Source organism: Pseudoalteromonas sp. K222D, assembly GCF_017653575.1.
In the GTDB taxonomy this organism is placed as follows: domain Bacteria; phylum Pseudomonadota; class Gammaproteobacteria; order Enterobacterales; family Alteromonadaceae; genus Pseudoalteromonas; species Pseudoalteromonas nigrifaciens.
Window position 1 is genome coordinate 146,439 of record NZ_JAGGDL010000004.1, and the last position, 18,430, is coordinate 164,868.

Here is an 18,430-nt window from a genome sequence, read left to right on the forward strand (position 1 = left end):
TCCTTTAATCTTGCTTAAACACGTCGCTCCAATCGCGAGTAATTAAAGGAATAACAGCATTTGTGGGCACAGGTTTACTAAATAAATAACCTTGAAAATAGTCGCAACCAAGTGCTTTTAAAAATACTAATTGATGGGTACTTTCAATGCCTTCTGCCACACATTCTTTATTTAAGCTGTGGGCTAAAGTAAGCGTAGATTGGATAATTGCCTCATCATTAGAATCAACCCCTATATCTTGTACAAAACTACGGTCAATTTTTAATACATCAATAGGAAAGCGCTTCAAATAAGTTAACGATGCGTAACCTGTACCAAAGTCATCCATATAAAGCCTACAACCTAGTTGTTTTAACATATCCATACTCGATAAGGCCTGCTTTGAATCGCGCATTAATATTGATTCTGTTATTTCAAATACAATCGCCTTAGAAGGGATAGCTGCTTTAATTAATGCCTTTTTAATTTCAGGCACCAAGTGTTCAAATTCAAAATCGAGTGCCGATAAGTTAATCGACAAATATAACTCGGGAGCAATTTTGCGCCAAGCCACTAACTCTTCTAAAGCACGGCCCAATGTTTGCAGCATTATTTTTGTAATTAAACCAATACTCTCTGCCGCTAACGAAAACTCTTGAGTGTTCACTAATTGATTTTTTGGCCAGCGTAGCAATACTTCAAAGCCTTCGGTTTTTTGGCTATTAGCACTTATAATAGGTTGATAATAATTACAAAATTCATGCTCTTGATACGCTTTAGTTAACTGCGATTCTAGGTGCAGTGCTTTTTGCACCCGTTGATTCATCTCTTGCTTATAAAACTTATAGCTCCCTTCTAAATTATCTTTAGCGTGGTATAAAGCAATATTGGCAGCTTTTAATAGATCTTTATATTGCTGCGCATCACCTGGATATGTGGCAACACCAATGCTTAAATTAATATTAATTATTTGACCATTAAGGGCAATATTTTTATTAACACAGCCCATTAATTTAGTGCAAACGAGCAATACCTCTTCTATTTGCTGTATATCTTCAACCAACACAACAAATTCATCACCACCAAATCGAGCTACGCTATCGCTGGGGCGTAAGGTACTTTTTAATCGCTCAGCCACTGTTTTAATCAATTCATCGGCAACTTCTCGCCCTAACGAATCATTAAAGTGTTTAAAGCGTTTAATATTAATATGCAGCAAAGCAACCTTGCTGTTATGGCGCTGTGCTTGCTCAATGGCATGTATTACACGGTCATTAAATAATGCCCTATTTGGCAGGCTAGTTAGCTGATCGTAGTTGGCGAGTATATGCAGCTCATTTTCTGCTAATTTTTGTGCATTAATATCGGTTAAAATAACAACGTAACTGGTTAGTCTGTGTTCGTTATCGGCAACTGCACTTATTTTAACAAGCACGTGGCGTTGCTCGTTATTAACCAATGTTACTGTGTCTTCGCAAGAAAAGTGCTCCCCTACATTGAGCTTTTGCATAATGCGCAAGTAATCAAAGCGGCTGCTGCGCGAAATTCCTAAATTAAGTACTCGGCTAGAGCGTGGCTCAGCTGGGAAGTTAAACGCAGTTTGCAAGGATTTATTAGAGGCGCGTATATTAAAGTTTTTATCGAGTATAAATACCCAATCGCGAGTTTGCTCAAAGGCTGCTGCGAATAAGCGAGCATGCTCTTCAAACACCATTTCACGGGTCATATTGGTGTAAGTTCCGGCCACTTTTTGCGGTAATTTATTATGCCACTCTACTACTTTGCCAAAATCTTTGTACCAGCGCCAATGCCCTTTTGCATGCCTAAGCCTGTAGGTACAATTAAAAGATCCTTTATCTGTAGATAAAAACTCTAACCACTCCAATCTAAATAAAGGTCTGTCTTGTGGGTGTATTTTTACTAAATAGTCATCTAAATTTACGCATTCAACGCTGTAGCCTAATTCATTTATTAACCGCGGTTGATAAATACTAAGGCTGCTTGACTGCCAGTCCCAAACCCCGGATTCACTGCCCTCTAGTGCCAGTTTTAAACGCGCTTCGCTTTCTTTACTTTCTTTGTGAGCTGCCAATAAAATACGCTGTATTTTATTGCGGCGCATTACCCAAGCAACCACTAAAGCAATTAACAATAATGCATATAGCACCACAAAATAAGGGGCACGCCATAGTGGGTATTTCACTTTTATTTTTAAACTAGCGGGCGACGTATATTCGCCGGTTAATGGGTCTTTAGCCCACACTTTTAATTGGTAGTTACCCGGATTTAATTTTGGAAATAACACTCTGTTGTTACGGGTATAACTTTTTTGCCCGTTATCGAGCTGATACTCATAAATAATCCGCTCTTGAAAACTAAACGACATTGCCGAAAAAGCTATTTCTAAACCTATATCGTCATGATTTAATGTTATTTCTTCAAGTGGTTGCTGTAAATTAAGCGACAAGTTTCGCGACATTAAATTGATCCGAGTAATATTAACGTGATCAATTAACGCTTTGGTGTTTTGATTGTTCATTGGGTGAAAATAGGTAAAGCCTTTTAGGCTACCATAAGCAATACGCCCATCTTTTAAATGTGCCATAGCGCCGCTGTTAAATTCTGCAGAGAGCAGCCCTTCTGACGTAGTAAATTGCTGAAAATGCAGTGTAGTCGGGTTTAAACGCCAAATGCCTTTATGACTACTCATCCAAATCATGCCATCGTCATCAAGCACCATATCGTACAATAAGGTACCCAATTTGTTTTTGTCTAAATCAATAGTATGAACAAGTTCATACGTTAAGGCATCAATGCCAATCAGGCCAAAGTTGGATAACGAGAGCCATAAAATATTATTACGATCAACTTCATACGACAGCACATTTATGGCAACATTTTCATGTTGTTTAGGAACCTTATATATTATTTTTAGAGTTAAACTGTGAGGATTAACTTGATATAAAATCCCACCACTAAAAAATAAAGGTTTATCTGGTTGTGTCGATAATGGTGGTAAAAACCCATGCGCTAAAAAAGGGTCAAACTGAGTAAACTCGCCCTCTAACTGGGTTAGTTGCTGGGTATTAATATTATACATAAGCATGCCATGATCTGAGTGCACATAGTACAAGTTACCATCGGGCATTAAAGTAACACCATGAACCCAGCCGGCGATCAGCTTTTGGTTGCTCGGATTTTGTGTTTTCGGCTCAGTTAATTGCAGGCTAACAGGGTCAAAAATAAATAAACCTCTGTTGGAGTGCAGCCATAATTTATTTTTATAAGGCATTATTTTATAAATAGTAAATTCAGTGGTTAGCAAATCAACTTTAAAATCTTGTAAATACGTTTTGCCTATATTTGTTTTTAAATCAACTTCAGTTAAACCATTATGCGTAGCTAGCCATAGCTTGTCTTTATACTCAGTAATACCCCAAATAGAATGATGCGATAAGCCGTCACCGCCAAGCATGCTGCTCTCAACATTGGTAAACTGATAGTTATTATTGGCTAAATAAAACGCCCCATCTGTTTTAGTGGCCACCCATGTTCCACCAGAATTATCTTTAACCATATCAATAATACTGGTATCGGCTAGGGTATATTTACTTTGGTTAATGCGGGTGTTTTTTATTATTTCCCCCGTTTTTAAATTAAACTTGAACAACCCTTTATCAGTGGCTAAATCAATTTTTTCATGGTCATTTGTAATTTGCCAAATGTTTAAATTATCAAGCAATACACTATTGTTAAATGCCACATCGGGGCGCTCAAACATGCTCGATAAATTGCTAATATCAACTTGGTACAACCCTTTAACAGCGCCCACTAATAGCTGATTATTGTTAGCAATAGCAAATGACTTCACATTATTTTGGTAAATATGCTCAGCCTCTGCGCGTAAATGCTCTAATGGCCGAACTTTTTCACTGGCAATATCAAACACATAAGCACCATGACTAGTACCAATAAATATATAGCCGTTATAATAAAATAGCTTTCTAACTAGGGTGCTTTTGTATTTACTCGGAAGCTCAAAAATAGTGGTTATTTCACCACTTTCAATATCAAGCTTTGCAAAGTCACGGCCTCGGCCAATCCAGAGGGTTTTATCATCTATTGCTAACATGCTAAAAACAGATTGATTAATTATCTGCTCTTCGCTTAGCGGCTTTTCTAAAAACTGTTTATAAGAATCGGTAGCTGGATCATAGCGAAATAGCCCTGCCAGCAGTGAGGCAATCCAAATATGCCCTTGGGTGTCTTGATATATGCGGTCAATAATAGCTTCTTCAAGCTCACCATTAGGCCCGTTAATTGGCATTACTTGGTAGCCATCATAACGGTTAAGGCCACCTTCTGTTGCCAGCCATAAGTAACCGTTATTATCAATAAGCATAGTATTAACATAGCTTTGAGATAGCCCCTCACTAGGAGATAAACGCTTCACTTGTGCGTTTATTTGGCTGCTCATTATTAGCATAAGTGCGAGCAAGCAACTTATTGTTCTGTTAATAGCTTTACCCATTCTTGATCCCACTTATTATGTTGCTTTTGATAGGTATTTGACAGCGACGATATACGATATTGGCACACACCAAAAGCACTACTAAGGAATGATTATATGTTAACACCGAGTTAAAACCAATAGTGCGGTATAAATCAGGTCTACTTTTAGAGATGAATGTATAAATCCTATAAACTAAAGAGGTTTTAAATCAACTCGAGCTGCTCAAGTAAGCACAACATTAGCCTAACATTAGTGCTAAATACCTTTCAAATTGTTGCTTTAAAGAAGCTTGCTCTGCAATAGGGCGGCTATGGAGGGTGTTATATATTTGCTCACGTGTTTTTTTCCCGCGCTTAATTTGATACGCCCAAAAAGAAGCCTCATAATCTAACTGAATTTGATACTTTTGTTCACGAGGTAAATTACATAAATTAAAACTCACAGTAACTCCTATTACTTACTAAAGATGTTTTATTATACTTATAAATAGTTATGAATGCTGCTTTAATAAAGCATCTAGGCCAACAAGCTTAGTCAGCTAAATGCTATATTATGTTTGGGGATTTAATAGCTTATTGGCTCAGATAATTACGAATTTAATCAACAAAGGGCACGCCCCCTAACTAAAAGTCAAAACCTTGCTGATTAATTAATTCGCTAGCGGCAGTAACGTCTAGTTTTTTTTGTATAAAACGCTTGTAGCGCTGCTGGCACAAATTTAATACTTTTTTCTTTTGTGCGTTGGTTAACGAATTCCATAAAAAACGCTCATCGCGGCTACGATAACAACCTTTACAATATCCCCTATTATTAACCAAACAAATACTCTTGCAAGGGCTTGGAATATCAAATATTTCAATTTGTTGCATTGCCCCTCCCCACACTTATAAAGATACAGGTTAAGTATAGCGTTATTTACTCAAAGAGCAGCTTTGTGAGTAATTAGCTCTGGACGTTTAGTAAATCTCTTAACCAGATAAAATGTAGGTATCAGCCGGGGCATAAACCACAGCCCAACATGCGCTGAAGCTGTAATACAAATTTACTTCGCTTTAGCTAAAGTGCCGTAACAAAAAGCAGCTTTAGCTATTAGCTTTCAGTAATAAAAATACTTTAAATAAATACTGAGTGACTTTTATCGCTTACTAAAAGCTAAAATATAATCGCCAAAAACTGCCTTTAGCTTTTAATGCTCACAACTTTTAATATTTACTTCTGCTTTACGATGATATGGCTTTGCATACATAGCTAATACCAAAGGTTTAAGCTCTTCGGGCACTTTATCCATACGTTTTGCAAACTTTGCTGCGTCGGCTTTATTAATGACCGCTTCTGTACAGCCGCCTGCTATAAAGTTACCTGGGTGCAAATAAAATGAATCTATTATTTGTTTATCTATTGTTTTAGCCAGCTCATCTGCGCTGTCGCAATGTGACTCTATCGGCTGTCCAAAAGCTAAATGAATATGTCCTTTAGATGAGCTAAAACCTTCAACAATACTGGCTATGTCTTCACCTACAGATTTTACATATTGACCATGGTGTTGTTTATGATAAAGCTCTTTTGCTTTAGCAATTGCGCAGGGTTCGTATTGATACGATATTGATACCGGCACTATTTTTAGCTCTTTAATATAATCGCCAAATTCTTTTTTTTGCTTACGCCCATTTAGTTGTAGCATTTTTAGTAGTGCCGGATCGGTTTGATCTACACCGTCTTTTGCTCGCCCTTCTTTTTGCGCTATCCAAATAGAGTTTCCTGCTGTTAGTGAGTCATAAATATAGGAAGATAACTGCGTTAATGCTTTAAGCATTTCTTTAGGCGCTTTTGCAGATCGCTTTACTATAAAGCTTTTATTTAATCGCATAAGCTCAGTGATATAGGGTCTTTGCAATAAATTATCTCCTATTGCAATGCGCACTGTTTTCATTTTATGTTGAAACAATCCCCAATTTACTAAAGCCGGATCGAGCACAATGTCACGATGATTCGATATAAATAAATAGGCCTGATTAGGGTCTAGTTTATCCAACCCTGAAAAAGTGACTTCTGACGTAGTGCGTTTTACTAACTTATTTAAATACTTTGCAACTTCATTTTGTACATCTTCAACGCTATTAATTTGGCCCCATTTTTTACGTAGTTGCTGTCTAATTAATGGTCGTGCAACAAATGGAATTGCCGATAAAATGCGTGGTAAATTGTACTTTGCAATTACATCAATAAATGCATTATCGTCAATTAAACGCTTCAGCGAAGTGGCAACTTCATCATCATTGTAAGGTCTTATGTCAGCGTACTTATCTTCTAATTCAATCATTTAGCGCATCTACAAAGTTAAAAACGGCACGCCAAAGCGCACCGTCGTGTCTAATTTTGATTATAACTCAATCAAAAATACGAAACTAGCAATACTAAAGTTCGATTTACCTAGTTCAAATAGAGTTATAGTTTAGTCGGCAAGTTTATAAGTTTGCACACTTGATGCTACTTACATTGCCCTGTTGTTATTTATAGTGAATATTAGTTAAAGCAAATAGCTTTACTAAAGCTGCATGGCGACGGCAGTACAACAAAATAGCCGTAAAGGGTAGCATGTAACAACTAACCTAGTGGGCAGACCACATTTAAGTTGGCCTACGTTTTTACGACTTTAAAATTAACAAAGTGTATGCTTTATAGTACTTTAGTGTATTAATCTTGCATACGTATGCTGCGCTGTATTTGCTTTCATTAGTACTGCAAATATTTCCAACCTCAAATCAAGCAATGCAAGCATTGCAAATAACTCTCTTAAATGGGGTTTAATTTTAGGAAAAAATATGAAAATTACTATTCTCGATAATGCGACTCTTGCTAAAACATCACTTGATTGTATTGCTCAATTAGGTGAGCTTACCGTTCATGAATTAACAAGTGCGGAGCAAGTTGTTGCTCATAGTAAAAATGCTGACGTTTTAATTACCAACAAAGCAGTTGTAAACCGTGAAACTATGAGCCAATTAAAATCACTAAAGCTAATTTGTGTTAGTGCCACTGGTACTAATAATGTAGATTTAGTAGCAGCTAAAGAGCTTGGTATTGCAGTAACTAACGTTGCCGGCTATTCAACCCCCTCTGTAGTACAACATACCTTTTCTTTAATCACTAATTTATTAGGTAATACACATCGCTACCAAGCAGACTGCCAGCAAGGTGCATGGCAAAAAAGTGAAATGTTTTGCCGTCTAGATTATAGCTTTAACGATTTACAAGACAAAACATTCGCTATTATTGGTGGTGGAACACTTGGTAGCGCGGTTGCAACGGTTGCTAGCGCTTTTGGCGCAAATGTAATTACTGCTGAGCGCAAAGGGACACAGTGCCGTGAAGGTCGTATCCCTTTTGAACAAGCAATTAAAACCGCCGATATAATTAGTGTGCACTGCCCATTAACCGATGAAACTCGCGATCTAATTACACTCAATGAGCTTAAAATGATGAAGCCAAGTAGCATTATCATTAATACTGCACGTGGCGGCATTATTAACGAAGCAGACTTAGCAACCGCTCTTGAGCAAAACTTAATTGCAGGTGCCGGGGTTGATGTGCTGACTAAAGAGCCCGCTGAACTAACTAACCCACTGGCTAATTATAAAGGCAATAACTTACTGCTTACGCCACATATTGCTTGGGCAAGCACAGAGTCAATTGTACGTTTGGTAAATGAGGTAAGTTTAAATATTATGGCGTTTACGCAGCAGCAATCACGTAATCGCTTAGTGTAATACCTTGCTGTAGTACCCAGCTGTGTAGCTCTAAAAAGCGCTACACTTTTTAAAACGTGTTCATCCGAAAATTAACTATTAAACGCCAATAGCGTTGGCGTTTACTTTACAAATAAAAGTTTAATTAGCGGGCAACAACTTGATTACGGCCACCCTCTTTCGCTGCATATAAACCTAAATCAGCTTCTTCTAAAAGTGCCTGCTCAGTTTCAATACTTGCGTTTTCAGTACTTGCTACACCAATACTAATAGTTACATGCTCAGCATTAAGCGATGCTTTATGCGCTATATTTAATGCATTAACAGCATTACGTAGCTTATTTGCAAAGCCTGTCGCTTCAGCTTTATCTACACCGGGTAAAACGGCTGCAAACTCTTCTCCGCCATAGCGTGCAATAAAGTCACTGCCACGCTCACATTGTGCCGCAAGTGCTTGAGCCACCGCTTTTAAGCAGTCATCGCCAGCTCGGTGCCCATAAGTATCGTTGTAACGCTTAAAGTGATCTATATCCATAAGTAGCACTGAAAGTGGTGTGTTGTTGCGCTTACTTTTACGCCATTCACGAGATAGGTTTTCGTCTAGGTTGCGTCTATTGGGTATTTCGGTTAGGCCATCAATCGAAGCTAACATTTCAAGCAAATCATTTTTTTGCTTAATAAGCAGTTGATTACGTACTCTTACGCGCACAATTGATGAACAAAATGGCTTAGTTATATAATCCATTGCACCTAGTTCTAAACCTTTAGACTCGTCATCATGGCTGCTATTTGCCGATATAAAAATAACCGGGATCATTTGCGTTGCTGAATCTTCTTTTAATTTAACCAGTACTTCGTAGCCATTCATTCCTGGCATAACAATATCGAGTATAATTAAATCAACTTGTGTTGTTTTTATAAAAGTAAGCGCTTCGTCACCACTTTTAACTAAAAACACCTCATGCTCATCGCTAAGTGTTTTTTCGAGTACAATTCGATTAAGAGCATCATCATCAACAATTAATACTTTAGCTTTTTTTGACATCCATTGCCCCTAAAACGTTTATAAAAACAACCACCTGTTCTAACTGCATAATAAGCTCTTTCGTTGTTATTTCAACAGCTTTATCGGTTGTTTTAAGATCTTTTTCAGTTTGCTGTGCACATTGCGACAGTCGACTAAAGCCTAAATTACCCGCTACGCCTTTAATACTATGCGCTATACGAATTAAGTCATCTTTATTATTACTTATTTTGAGCTGCGCTAATTGAGTTTTGCACACACTAGCAAATTTACCGATCATAGTGTTAAGCAGTGTTTCGTTTAAACTAAACTGAGTTAAAGCAAATGAGTACTCAAAAAAGCTCGGCTTATAAGGTGTTAAATCGGTTATTGCACCTATAAGCACTTCTGCAACCACAGGTTTAGTTAAATGCTTATTCATGCCACACGCTAAAGAGCGTTCAATATCTGCAGGCTCACAATGAGCGGTTAGTGCAAAAATAGGTAATTGCTCTGCACTATACTGCTGCCTAATTAAAGTTGTTGCTTGGCAACCATCTAAATGAGGCATTTGCACATCCATTAAAATTAAGTCTGGCATTAAATTCGGTAATAATGCCATACCATCAATGGCACTAGTGGCTGTAACCACATTAATTTTTGCTTGGCGTAACACGCTGCTAATTATTTCTAAGTTTAATTGATTATCGTCAATCGCTAACACTAAAAGACCCGACACACTTGGGTTTAATTTCGTTGTATTCGTTATTTTTAAAGCTGACTCTAAATTTAAATTAAACAATCGCTGTGCAAGCGCTGACGTTTTAATATGCTGTACAGTTAAACCCATGCTGATCGGCAAATTTAACCTTGGTTGATTACTTACAACAATAAGCGTAATTGCTTTTGCAAATAAAATATCTTTAATTACAGCTACCGCTAATAAAGCAGGTAAATCTGCTGCACCTATAATTAATTGCTTGGCTTTTAAATGCTCCCGAGGAGATTTTAATAATTGCTCTAAATTAGTATAAGTTAGCGTAGGAAATGCATTTATAACCTGAGTTAATTCGTGACTATGCGCTGATAAAATAACTAATGTATTATCAGGTAGCTGCTTACAAGCAGGTACAACATCTAATAAAACACTAAAGTAAAACTCACACCCTTCGCCTTTTTCACTATTTAGCGCTATTTCGCCACCCATTAACAGCACTGCCGACTTTACAATAGCCAGCCCTAAGCCCACGCCATGATGAGTTCGCGTAGATGACTCATCCCCTTGGGTAAAGGCATCGAATAAGCGCCTTTGATCGGCTTTATCTATGCCAACTCCGGTATCTATTACCTTAAAGCAAATATGTTGTTGCTCTGAGGTATCGCTCGGTAATAAATCCATTTTAAGGGTAATACTACCGACTTTAGTAAATTTAACAGCATTAGTTAATAAGTTACCTAATACTTGCTGTAAGCGAATGCTGTCGCATATAAGGTTGGGGGCAATTAAGGGATCAATATCAATAATTAATTCAATCCCTTTGTTTTCACATAAAGGTGCCGTTAAACTTTCACAAATATCAACCAACTCAATAACGCTAAATGGCGCGAGTTTTAACTGCGCTGCCACACTTTCTACCCGTGCAAAATCCAGCATTCTGTTAAGCATTAACAACAAGCTGTGTGCTGCGTGCTTAGCTTGCGCGGTTTGTTCTAATTGTTTTGGCGTAAGTCCTTGCTCAATAAGCATATCAAGTAAACCAAATACCGCATTTAGCGGTGTGCGGATCTCATGACTTAAATTAGCAATAAATCGACTTTTTGCCAATGTGGCGCGCTCTGCATCATGTTTTGCTTTGGTTAATATACTTATATCTTGAATATGAATAACGTAATACAGCGGCTCGGCATTTTCATTCCACACTAACGACACGCTCAGCTGTAACCAATCTGCCAGTTCGCCGTGCGCTAAAGTTAAATGGTATACCCGTTTTTTATTATTTAGTAATTGCGCTAACGTGGCTTTAATTTCTTGCCATTGGGGGTTACTAAACACCCGATTTAAAGGCGCTCCCGCCAATAAACTTTGTTCAGAAGATAGCTCTCTAGCCGCTTTATTCGCTTGTAAAATAGTATGATCAAGCGAAAGTAACACCACTCCATTAGCCGCAAACTCTATCGCACTTCTAAATTTAGTTTCTGATTCTTTTAATGCATGTAGGGTTTGCTGTTGCTCGGTTATGTCGCGGCCAATCCCCATAACGCCTAACAGTTGTTGCTGTTCATTATAAAATGGCGCTATGGTTAATAAGTAAGAGCGTTCTGCGCTATCAATACGTTGTTGAATTTGCGTGCGATTGTGTAGTACTTGTTGCTCTAGCTTACTAATTTTTTTACTATCGCTGCTCTCATTTTCTATTAATTTACCAACTAGCTCAGCTTGCTTTTTACCAATAAATGTTTCAAAAGCTTTATTACAACCTAAAAATAAGCCATCAATACTTTTAAAATAAATAAAGTCAGGAACGTTATTAAGTACAGTATTAAGTAAAGCTAAATGACGCTCTTTGGCTTCGTAGCTGCTGGTTAGTTTTTCAGACTGTAGCTGCAATTTTTTATCTAAATCTTTATTAACGTTCTGTAGGGATTCGACCAGCTGAGTATTTTTAGCAAATATAGCTTTTACCTTTAAAAACCATGGCTGCCAATTTAAAGGAATTTTATAGTTTAACTGCTCGCCAGTTACAGTGTCGTTATGCTCTAGATAACGCATTAAAAAGGTCATCGGCTTGATAAAAATACGCTGGCTCAACCAAAAAAACACGCTAAACATAATGCTTAAAAACACGGTTAAAAATATAAATTCTATCGCTGTTTCGTAAATAATCGGCGCAGATAACTGCTCTATTGGCTCATGGTAGGCAGCATGTATAGGGTAGTTACCAATTGGCTGCATTAAAAACTGATTACCTTTAACTTCCTTAGTATTATTGTGCTCTATTAATACTGCCGGCCAATATTGATTTAACTTAACAGCTTTGTTTATCAACTTTTGTGAGCTGGCAATAACCTCATGATACTGATTCATAAATATATATTCGCCTTGCTGCGGCGATACTTTTTTTAGCCAATTAGAAATAGCTTGTAAGTCATAAATAAGAACTATGTAATCTTGGGAGTTAATATCTTGTTGTCGGCCAATGGCAAAGTAGGCTTTATTAGCAACTTTAATAATTTGGCTAGAGCTGAGTTGCTCGGTTAAAAGTGGTGGTTTAAATTTGCCTTTTAAAATATCAGTTAAAAAGGCACTTTGGCTACGATCTCGCCTGGCAACGTAAGCAAAACCTTGCTCATCAACATAAGCAACTGCACTTAATGACTGTATTAGCGCTAACGTGGTGTTAAATGAAGGGGCTAACATGACGACTTTTTGCCAGCGTAATAAGGCACTTTGCGATTGAGAAAATTCGCCAGCACCTACTATTTCGCCATTTAAATTACTTAAATAACGATAGTAATAGTCATCATACTGATTAACGTGCAATGGCATTGTGCTATCTGCTGAATGCGGCTTAGGTTGGTGATACAAATTAAACATAGCGGTAAATAAATTATTTACCCCAGCCATAGTATGTTCAATTTGCGCCGATACATTAGCAAAATCGCCATGGCGCTTTTCTATCGCACGTTCAACCTTAATATTGTAAAGGTGCAAACATAATAATAAAGCCACAAACAAAGGCACGGCCAAAGCCACAACTAAAGAGCGGTAATAATCTTTTAAGGGTAAAAACTTCAACTGTTTGCCTGTTTTATGGCTCAATAATCAGCTAATAGACTAGCGAGCCATAATGTTAAGCGCAAGTTATAAGTTTTCTTCAGCGAATGAAGCTAGGCGACTACGTACCACACCATTGAGGTTTATTGTTGCGCTACCTTCAAAGTTTTTAAAGCGCTCCACAATATAAGTTAAGCCCGAAGTAACCGGTGTTAAGTAGTTACTGTCTATTTGTGCCAAGTTACCGGTACAAATTAGCTTAGTACCTTCGCCGCAACGGGTAATAATGGTTTTTAATTGTGCCGCCGTTAAGTTTTGGCTTTCATCTAAAATAACTACTGCATTTTGAATACTGCGACCACGCATAAAATTTACCGACTTAAACTGAATATTGGCTTTTTCCATAATATAATTACGGCTTGAAATTGGATTTTCGTCGCCCTTATGTAATACCTCTAGGGTGTCGGTAATGGCTGCTAGCCATGGTGCCATTTTTTCTTCCTCAGTGCCGGGTAAAAAGCCAATTGACTCGGCTATTTCTGGCGTATTACGCGTTACTATTACTTTGTCGTAAATGCCTTTTTCGATCACCATTTCTAGTGCACTAGCAAGCGCCAATAAAGTTTTACCACACCCCGCAGGGCCGGTTAAAATAACCAGTTCTATGCTGGTATCTAATAAAGCATCGAGTGCCATACCTTGGTAAATATTTTTTGGTTTAATACCCCATGCACCTTGGTTCATTAATCGCTCATAACCTATATCTTTTAAGGTTATATGCTCCTCATCGTACGATTTAACTCGCGCTGCAAACTGATCCCCCTCATCAATTAAATACTCATTATAAAATACATCAGGGATTAAGTTTTTAGCCACATGATGCAAGGTCTCACGGCCATATTGCTCAGTATTACATTGGCCAACATGCTGCCAAAAGTCTCCGGCTATTTTTTTGTAGCCGCTGGTTAGTAAGCTAATGTCGTCTATAAGCTGATCGGTGCGGTAATCCTCAACATAATTAAGCCCTGCACCTTTGGCTTTTAAGCGCATGTTTATATCTTTAGTGACTAATATTACTTTGCTATTTGTGTGCTGCTTTTGTAAATGCACTGCACAGTTAATAATGCGATGATCGTTTTCATTGCCTGGCAGGCCAGAAATAGAGTCGGCAAATAAATGATCGTTTACAATAATTAAGGTGCCGTTTGATGCTGTTTTCGCTTTTTTATTACTAGGAAGGGCTACGCCTTGGAGCATTTGCTCTGGTGTGGCATTTTTTAATATTTCATCTAAACCACGAATAGCCACGCGAGCATCACGGCTTACATCGTGTTTTCTATCTTTTATATGATCAAGCTCCTCTAACACTGTCATCGGAATAACTACATGGTGCTCTTGAAACGATAAATACGCGAGGGGTTCGTGAAGCAATACATTGGTATCTAGCACATACATTTTACTTTTAAGGTTCGAAGCATTTTCCATAGCACTTTCCTTACTTTTTATGATGAGTATGCTATACCAAACTAACTAAGTGCTTTTGAGTAGTGATGGCTCGTTAGTTACTTAGGTATAATTTTAGTTTAGTCTATTTGTCATAAAAGTCCGTTTTATTACAAACTCGATTTTGTTTTAATTAAACCTTAAAACTAAAGTAATTGACTGACTAAAATAGTGCATTTTAAAAGTTAATTAAGTAGGTTTTGCTAAGGAAATATTTTTAATGCTGCTAACGCTCAAAGTAATAGCTGCAGAGCTATTTATTATCTTACTGTGTACTTATTTACCCAAAAAAGATCCAGATGTTAGCCGTTTTGTTAGGAATAATTCACACTTACCGAATTAATTAAAAGTGAGGCTAATAGCGCCTTGCAGTGGTGTTGTCTAACAGGTAACATAGCCGCCTTTTTCTTCATAGACGAGACATATATGAATTTTTCCTTAGGTCAGCGTTGGATCAGTGATACAGAGTCAGATTTGGGATTAGGCACAGTTGTTGCCATTGAGGGCCGTCAGGTCAGCATATTATTTCCTGCTAGTGGCGAAAGCCGCGTTTATTCTTGGGCAGAAGCACCCGTAACCCGTGTGTCATTTAATCCTGGCGATGTGATCAAAAGCGTTGAAGAGTGGGAATTAGAAGTTGAGTCTATTGAAGTGCAAGGCGAGCTACTTTGTTATCACGGTACTCGTGTTGATAATGGTGAAGCAGCCAAACTAAAAGAAACCTTTCTAGATCATTTTATTAAGTTTAACAAACCTCAAGATCGTTTATTTGCCGGCCAAGTAGATCGTTTTGATCGTTACACGCTGCGCTACCAAACATGGTTACATAAATTTGAACGTGAACAGTCGCCTATAAAAGGCTTAATTGGTCAGCGTGCTAATCTTATTCCGCATCAGCTTTATATAGCCCAAGAAGTGGGTAAACGTTTTGCACCACGCGTACTTTTATCAGATGAAGTAGGCCTTGGTAAAACAATTGAAGCGGGAATGATTTTACATCAGCAAATTATTAGTGGCCGTGCCAGCCGTGTGCTTATTGTAGTACCCGAAAATCTGCAGCACCAATGGTTAGTAGAAATGCTGCGCCGCTTTAATTTACGTTTCTCTATTTTTGATGAAGATCGTTGCGACGAAGCGTTTGCCGACTCGCCAAATGTATTTGATACCGAACAACTGGTACTTACCAGCCTAGAGTTTTTAACCAAGAAAAAACGTTGGTTCGAACAAGCAACTTTAGCTGACTGGGATTTACTAGTAATAGATGAAGCGCATCATTTAAGTATTAATAATGGCAAGCCAAGCTCAGAGTATCAACGTATGGCCGAGCTTAGCCAAGATATTCCAGGCCTTATTTTACTTACCGCCACGCCAGATCAACTTGGTCATAGCAGCCACTTTGCTCGCCTACAGCTACTCGATCCAGACAGGTTTTACGACTACGACGTGTTTAAAGAAGAAGAAGCAAATTACAAAGACGTTGCCGAAGCTGCTAATCAATTACTCCAAGAGCAAGGCCTAGACGAGAGCGCTAAAGCGACTTTAATTGAGCTATTAAAAGAAACCGACATTACCGATATTCTGGCAAAAGCACAGCAAGGTGATTTACCCGCGCGTAAAGAAATACTTAACATGTTACTGGATCGCCACGGCACCGGCCGCATCTTATTTAGAAATAGCCGCAGCGGCATTGACGGCTACCCTAGCCGTATATTACACGCCTACCCTATGCCATTGCCAAAGCAATATAAAACAGCAATGACAGTACTGGGCAATATGAGCGGCATTCAAAATCCCGAACTTAGTGCACAGCGCGCACTATTCCCAGAAAAAATATTTCAAGAGTTTGAAGGCGAAAGCGCCAGCTGGGGAGCATTTGATCCTCGCGTAGATTGGCTAATCGACACTCTTAAAACCCTTAAGCGTGAAAAAGTACTGCTAATATGTGCTAAAGCCGAAACAGCTATCAGCCTTGAGCAAATACTACGTGAACGCGAAGCAATTAAAGCCTCAGTTTTTCACGAAGGTATGTCGATTATTGAGCGTGACCGCGCCGCTGCATTTTTTGCAGACGAGTACGACAACGCGCAAATACTGCTGTGTTCTGAAATTGGCTCTGAAGGGCGTAACTTTCAGTTTTCACATCATTTAGTGTTATTTGATTTACCACTAAACCCAGATTTACTAGAGCAACGTATTGGCCGACTAGACCGCATTGGACAAACTCAAGATGTGAACATTCACGTGCCATATTTTGAAAACACCGCCCAAGAAGTATTACTACGTTGGTACAACGAAGGCCTAGACGCATTCGAATCTACCTCGTCAACGGGACAAATGTTGTATAAAGAATTCCGTGATGACCTACTTGATTACATTGCAGCGCATAACTGCGACGAAGACGAGTTAGATCCATTACTTGAGCAAGTAGCACAAAAAAATGCGGTACTGCGCAAACAAATGGAAAGCGGACGCGACCGTTTACTTGAGCTGCATTCATCGGGCCAAGGCGCAGCCGACTCTTTGGTAGCTGATATTGAAAAACTAGACAATCAGTTTGAACTGCCTAGTTACATGATTAACGTATTTGACACCTTTGGCGTAAGCCAAGAAGATAAAGGCGAAAATACCATTATCTTAAAGCCAACCGAGCATATGTTAAACGCCTCGTTTCCGGCATTAAGAGAAGATGGCATGACAGTTACATTTGACCGCGATACCGCGCTTTCGCAAGAAGACGTGCACTTTATTAGTTGGGATCATCCTATGGTGCAAGGCACCCTAGATATGATTTGTGACGACGATTTTGGTAGCGCATCGGTTGCTTTACTTAAAAACAAAAAACTACCACCAGGCACCTTTTTTGTTGAGCTTATTTTTGTAGCCGAAGCTATGGCACCAAAAGTATTACAAGTAGGACGCTTTTTACCACCTACGCCAATTCGTATTTTACTCGATAAAGCAGGTAATAACTTAGGTGAAAACGTCGCGTTTGACGGCTTTAATCAGCAGCTTTCTGCCGTTGGTCGCCAAACAGCCAGTAAACTAGCCGGCGCATTGCAAAGTGCTATTCACCCAATGATCAGCACCGCAAAAGACATGGCACAAGAAAAGCTTGAAGTTATTCGTGCTGCGTCACTGGCTAAAATGCAAACATCACTAAGTGAAGAGCAGCAACGATTAGTTGCCCTTAAGCAAATTAACCCTAATATTCGCCAAGAAGAAATTACCTTCTACGATAAGCAACGCACAGATTTGACTACCTACATTGAAAAAACCCAGTTAAAACTAGATGCGATACGCTTGATTGTGGTTTCGCACTAACGCTTTGGCGATAAGCTGACAGCCGTTAGTAAAAAATTGCTAATGTGCGAATGAAGAAAGCGCGGTATTTTGAAGTGACCCCATAAAGTTGGATTCATTTCTAAGCAGCTAATAAAGCCTGATTTCGGTAGTGTGTCGAACTCAGGCTTTTTATTTTCAACTTAATGCATGCGTTGTTGTAATAAAAAATTTATTACTGAGCTCACCTTAAAACTTGATAAAAACCCTATAAAACGATTAGTTAAGTGCTATTCAACTCTTTCTAAAATCACTTGTAAATCACAACCACTCTTCTATATCTTGCCCACCCAAAACAGCCATTATTTCAACATCAGTTTCATAAACTCTGTAATAAATACTATCTGAGCCACAAACGGCGCGTCGATAACCTTTACGAATATGATCAACTGATTGGTAGGAATAAGGATTTGCAGCTAGCTTTTCAAACAGAGTAAAAAAAGCATAAAAATAAGTATCTGCTTGCTGCTGTGAATACTCCTTACAGCCATACTGGTGAACTACCCATCGACGCCACTCCGTGTCGATCAATGGGCTTCTACAGCCTTGACTTAGAGACTAGGCTGCTTCTT

General features: G+C 38.5%; 10 protein-coding genes. 2 read left to right on the forward strand and 8 right to left on the reverse strand.

The window, feature by feature from the left end:
• Positions 1-4: 4 nt before the first annotated feature.
• The 4 genes from J5X91_RS04195 to J5X91_RS04210 all read right to left on the reverse strand — a co-directional run bounded on the left by J5X91_RS04195 (position 5) and on the right by J5X91_RS04210 (position 6,812).
• Positions 5-4,510: an EAL domain-containing protein gene (locus J5X91_RS04195; RefSeq protein WP_208834112.1), complete on the reverse strand. Its 4,506-nt coding sequence runs from the start codon at positions 4,508-4,510 to the stop codon at positions 5-7.
• Between the two features lie 220 nt (positions 4,511-4,730).
• On the reverse strand, positions 4,731-4,934 hold the full coding sequence (locus J5X91_RS04200) for a DUF3283 family protein (RefSeq protein ID WP_011329264.1): 204 nt from the start codon (positions 4,932-4,934) through the stop codon (positions 4,731-4,733).
• Between the two features lie 181 nt (positions 4,935-5,115).
• Positions 5,116-5,361, reverse strand: a complete 246-nt coding sequence (locus J5X91_RS04205; RefSeq protein ID WP_011329265.1) for a DUF1289 domain-containing protein — start codon at positions 5,359-5,361, stop codon at positions 5,116-5,118.
• 317 nt (positions 5,362-5,678) lie between these two features.
• Entirely contained in the window at positions 5,679-6,812 is a 1,134-nt protein-coding gene (locus tag J5X91_RS04210) for a 1-acyl-sn-glycerol-3-phosphate acyltransferase (protein WP_011329266.1), read from the reverse strand.
• A gap of 502 nt (positions 6,813-7,314) precedes the next feature.
• On the opposite strand from J5X91_RS04210, the gene J5X91_RS04215 reads away from it, so the two are divergent.
• The gene (locus tag J5X91_RS04215) at positions 7,315-8,259 is read left to right on the forward strand and encodes a D-2-hydroxyacid dehydrogenase (RefSeq protein ID WP_011329267.1); all 945 of its coding nucleotides are present in this window, start codon (positions 7,315-7,317) and stop codon (positions 8,257-8,259) included.
• A 124-nt stretch (positions 8,260-8,383) separates the two neighbouring features.
• On the opposite strand, the gene J5X91_RS04220 is transcribed toward J5X91_RS04215, so the two are convergent.
• The 3 genes from J5X91_RS04220 to J5X91_RS04230 all read right to left on the reverse strand — a co-directional run bounded on the left by J5X91_RS04220 (position 8,384) and on the right by J5X91_RS04230 (position 14,501).
• Entirely contained in the window at positions 8,384-9,283 is a 900-nt protein-coding gene (locus J5X91_RS04220; RefSeq protein WP_011329268.1) for a diguanylate cyclase, read from the reverse strand.
• Positions 9,267-13,037 carry a PAS domain-containing hybrid sensor histidine kinase/response regulator gene (locus tag J5X91_RS04225; RefSeq protein WP_208834113.1) on the reverse strand — a complete coding sequence of 1,257 codons (3,771 nt, stop codon included), beginning with the start codon at positions 13,035-13,037 and terminating at the stop codon, positions 9,267-9,269. Before J5X91_RS04225 ends, J5X91_RS04220 begins: the two co-directional genes overlap by 17 nt.
• 66 nt (positions 13,038-13,103) lie before the next feature.
• Positions 13,104-14,501: a PhoH family protein gene (locus tag J5X91_RS04230; protein ID WP_086997728.1), complete on the reverse strand. Its 1,398-nt coding sequence runs from the start codon at positions 14,499-14,501 to the stop codon at positions 13,104-13,106.
• Positions 14,502-14,945: 444 nt separating this feature from the next.
• Here J5X91_RS04230 and rapA point away from each other — a divergent pair, with 444 nt between their 5' ends.
• Entirely contained in the window at positions 14,946-17,840 is a 2,895-nt protein-coding gene (gene rapA, locus J5X91_RS04235) for an RNA polymerase-associated protein RapA (RefSeq protein WP_011329272.1), read from the forward strand.
• Between the two features lie 279 nt (positions 17,841-18,119).
• Here the strand turns inward: rapA and J5X91_RS04240 are convergent, their stop codons facing one another.
• Positions 18,120-18,389 carry a type II toxin-antitoxin system RelE/ParE family toxin gene (locus J5X91_RS04240; RefSeq protein ID WP_208834114.1) on the reverse strand — a complete coding sequence of 90 codons (270 nt, stop codon included), beginning with the start codon at positions 18,387-18,389 and terminating at the stop codon, positions 18,120-18,122.
• Positions 18,390-18,430: the final 41 nt, after the last annotated feature.

Excerpts from the sequence above, each read along its gene's own strand:
- J5X91_RS04230 (WP_086997728.1), bottom strand. The coding sequence starts at position 14,501 with ATGGAAAATGCTTCGAACCTTAAAAGTAAAATGTATGTGCTAGATACC.
- J5X91_RS04215 (WP_011329267.1), top strand. The coding sequence starts at position 7,315 with ATGAAAATTACTATTCTCGATAATGCGACTCTTGCTAAAACATCACTT.
- J5X91_RS04205 (WP_011329265.1), bottom strand. The coding sequence starts at position 5,361 with ATGCAACAAATTGAAATATTTGATATTCCAAGCCCTTGCAAGAGTATT.
- J5X91_RS04220 (WP_011329268.1), bottom strand. The coding sequence starts at position 9,283 with ATGTCAAAAAAAGCTAAAGTATTAATTGTTGATGATGATGCTCTTAAT.
- rapA (WP_011329272.1), top strand. The coding sequence starts at position 14,946 with ATGAATTTTTCCTTAGGTCAGCGTTGGATCAGTGATACAGAGTCAGAT.
- J5X91_RS04210 (WP_011329266.1), bottom strand. The coding sequence starts at position 6,812 with ATGATTGAATTAGAAGATAAGTACGCTGACATAAGACCTTACAATGAT.
- J5X91_RS04195 (WP_208834112.1), bottom strand. The coding sequence starts at position 4,510 with ATGGGTAAAGCTATTAACAGAACAATAAGTTGCTTGCTCGCACTTATG.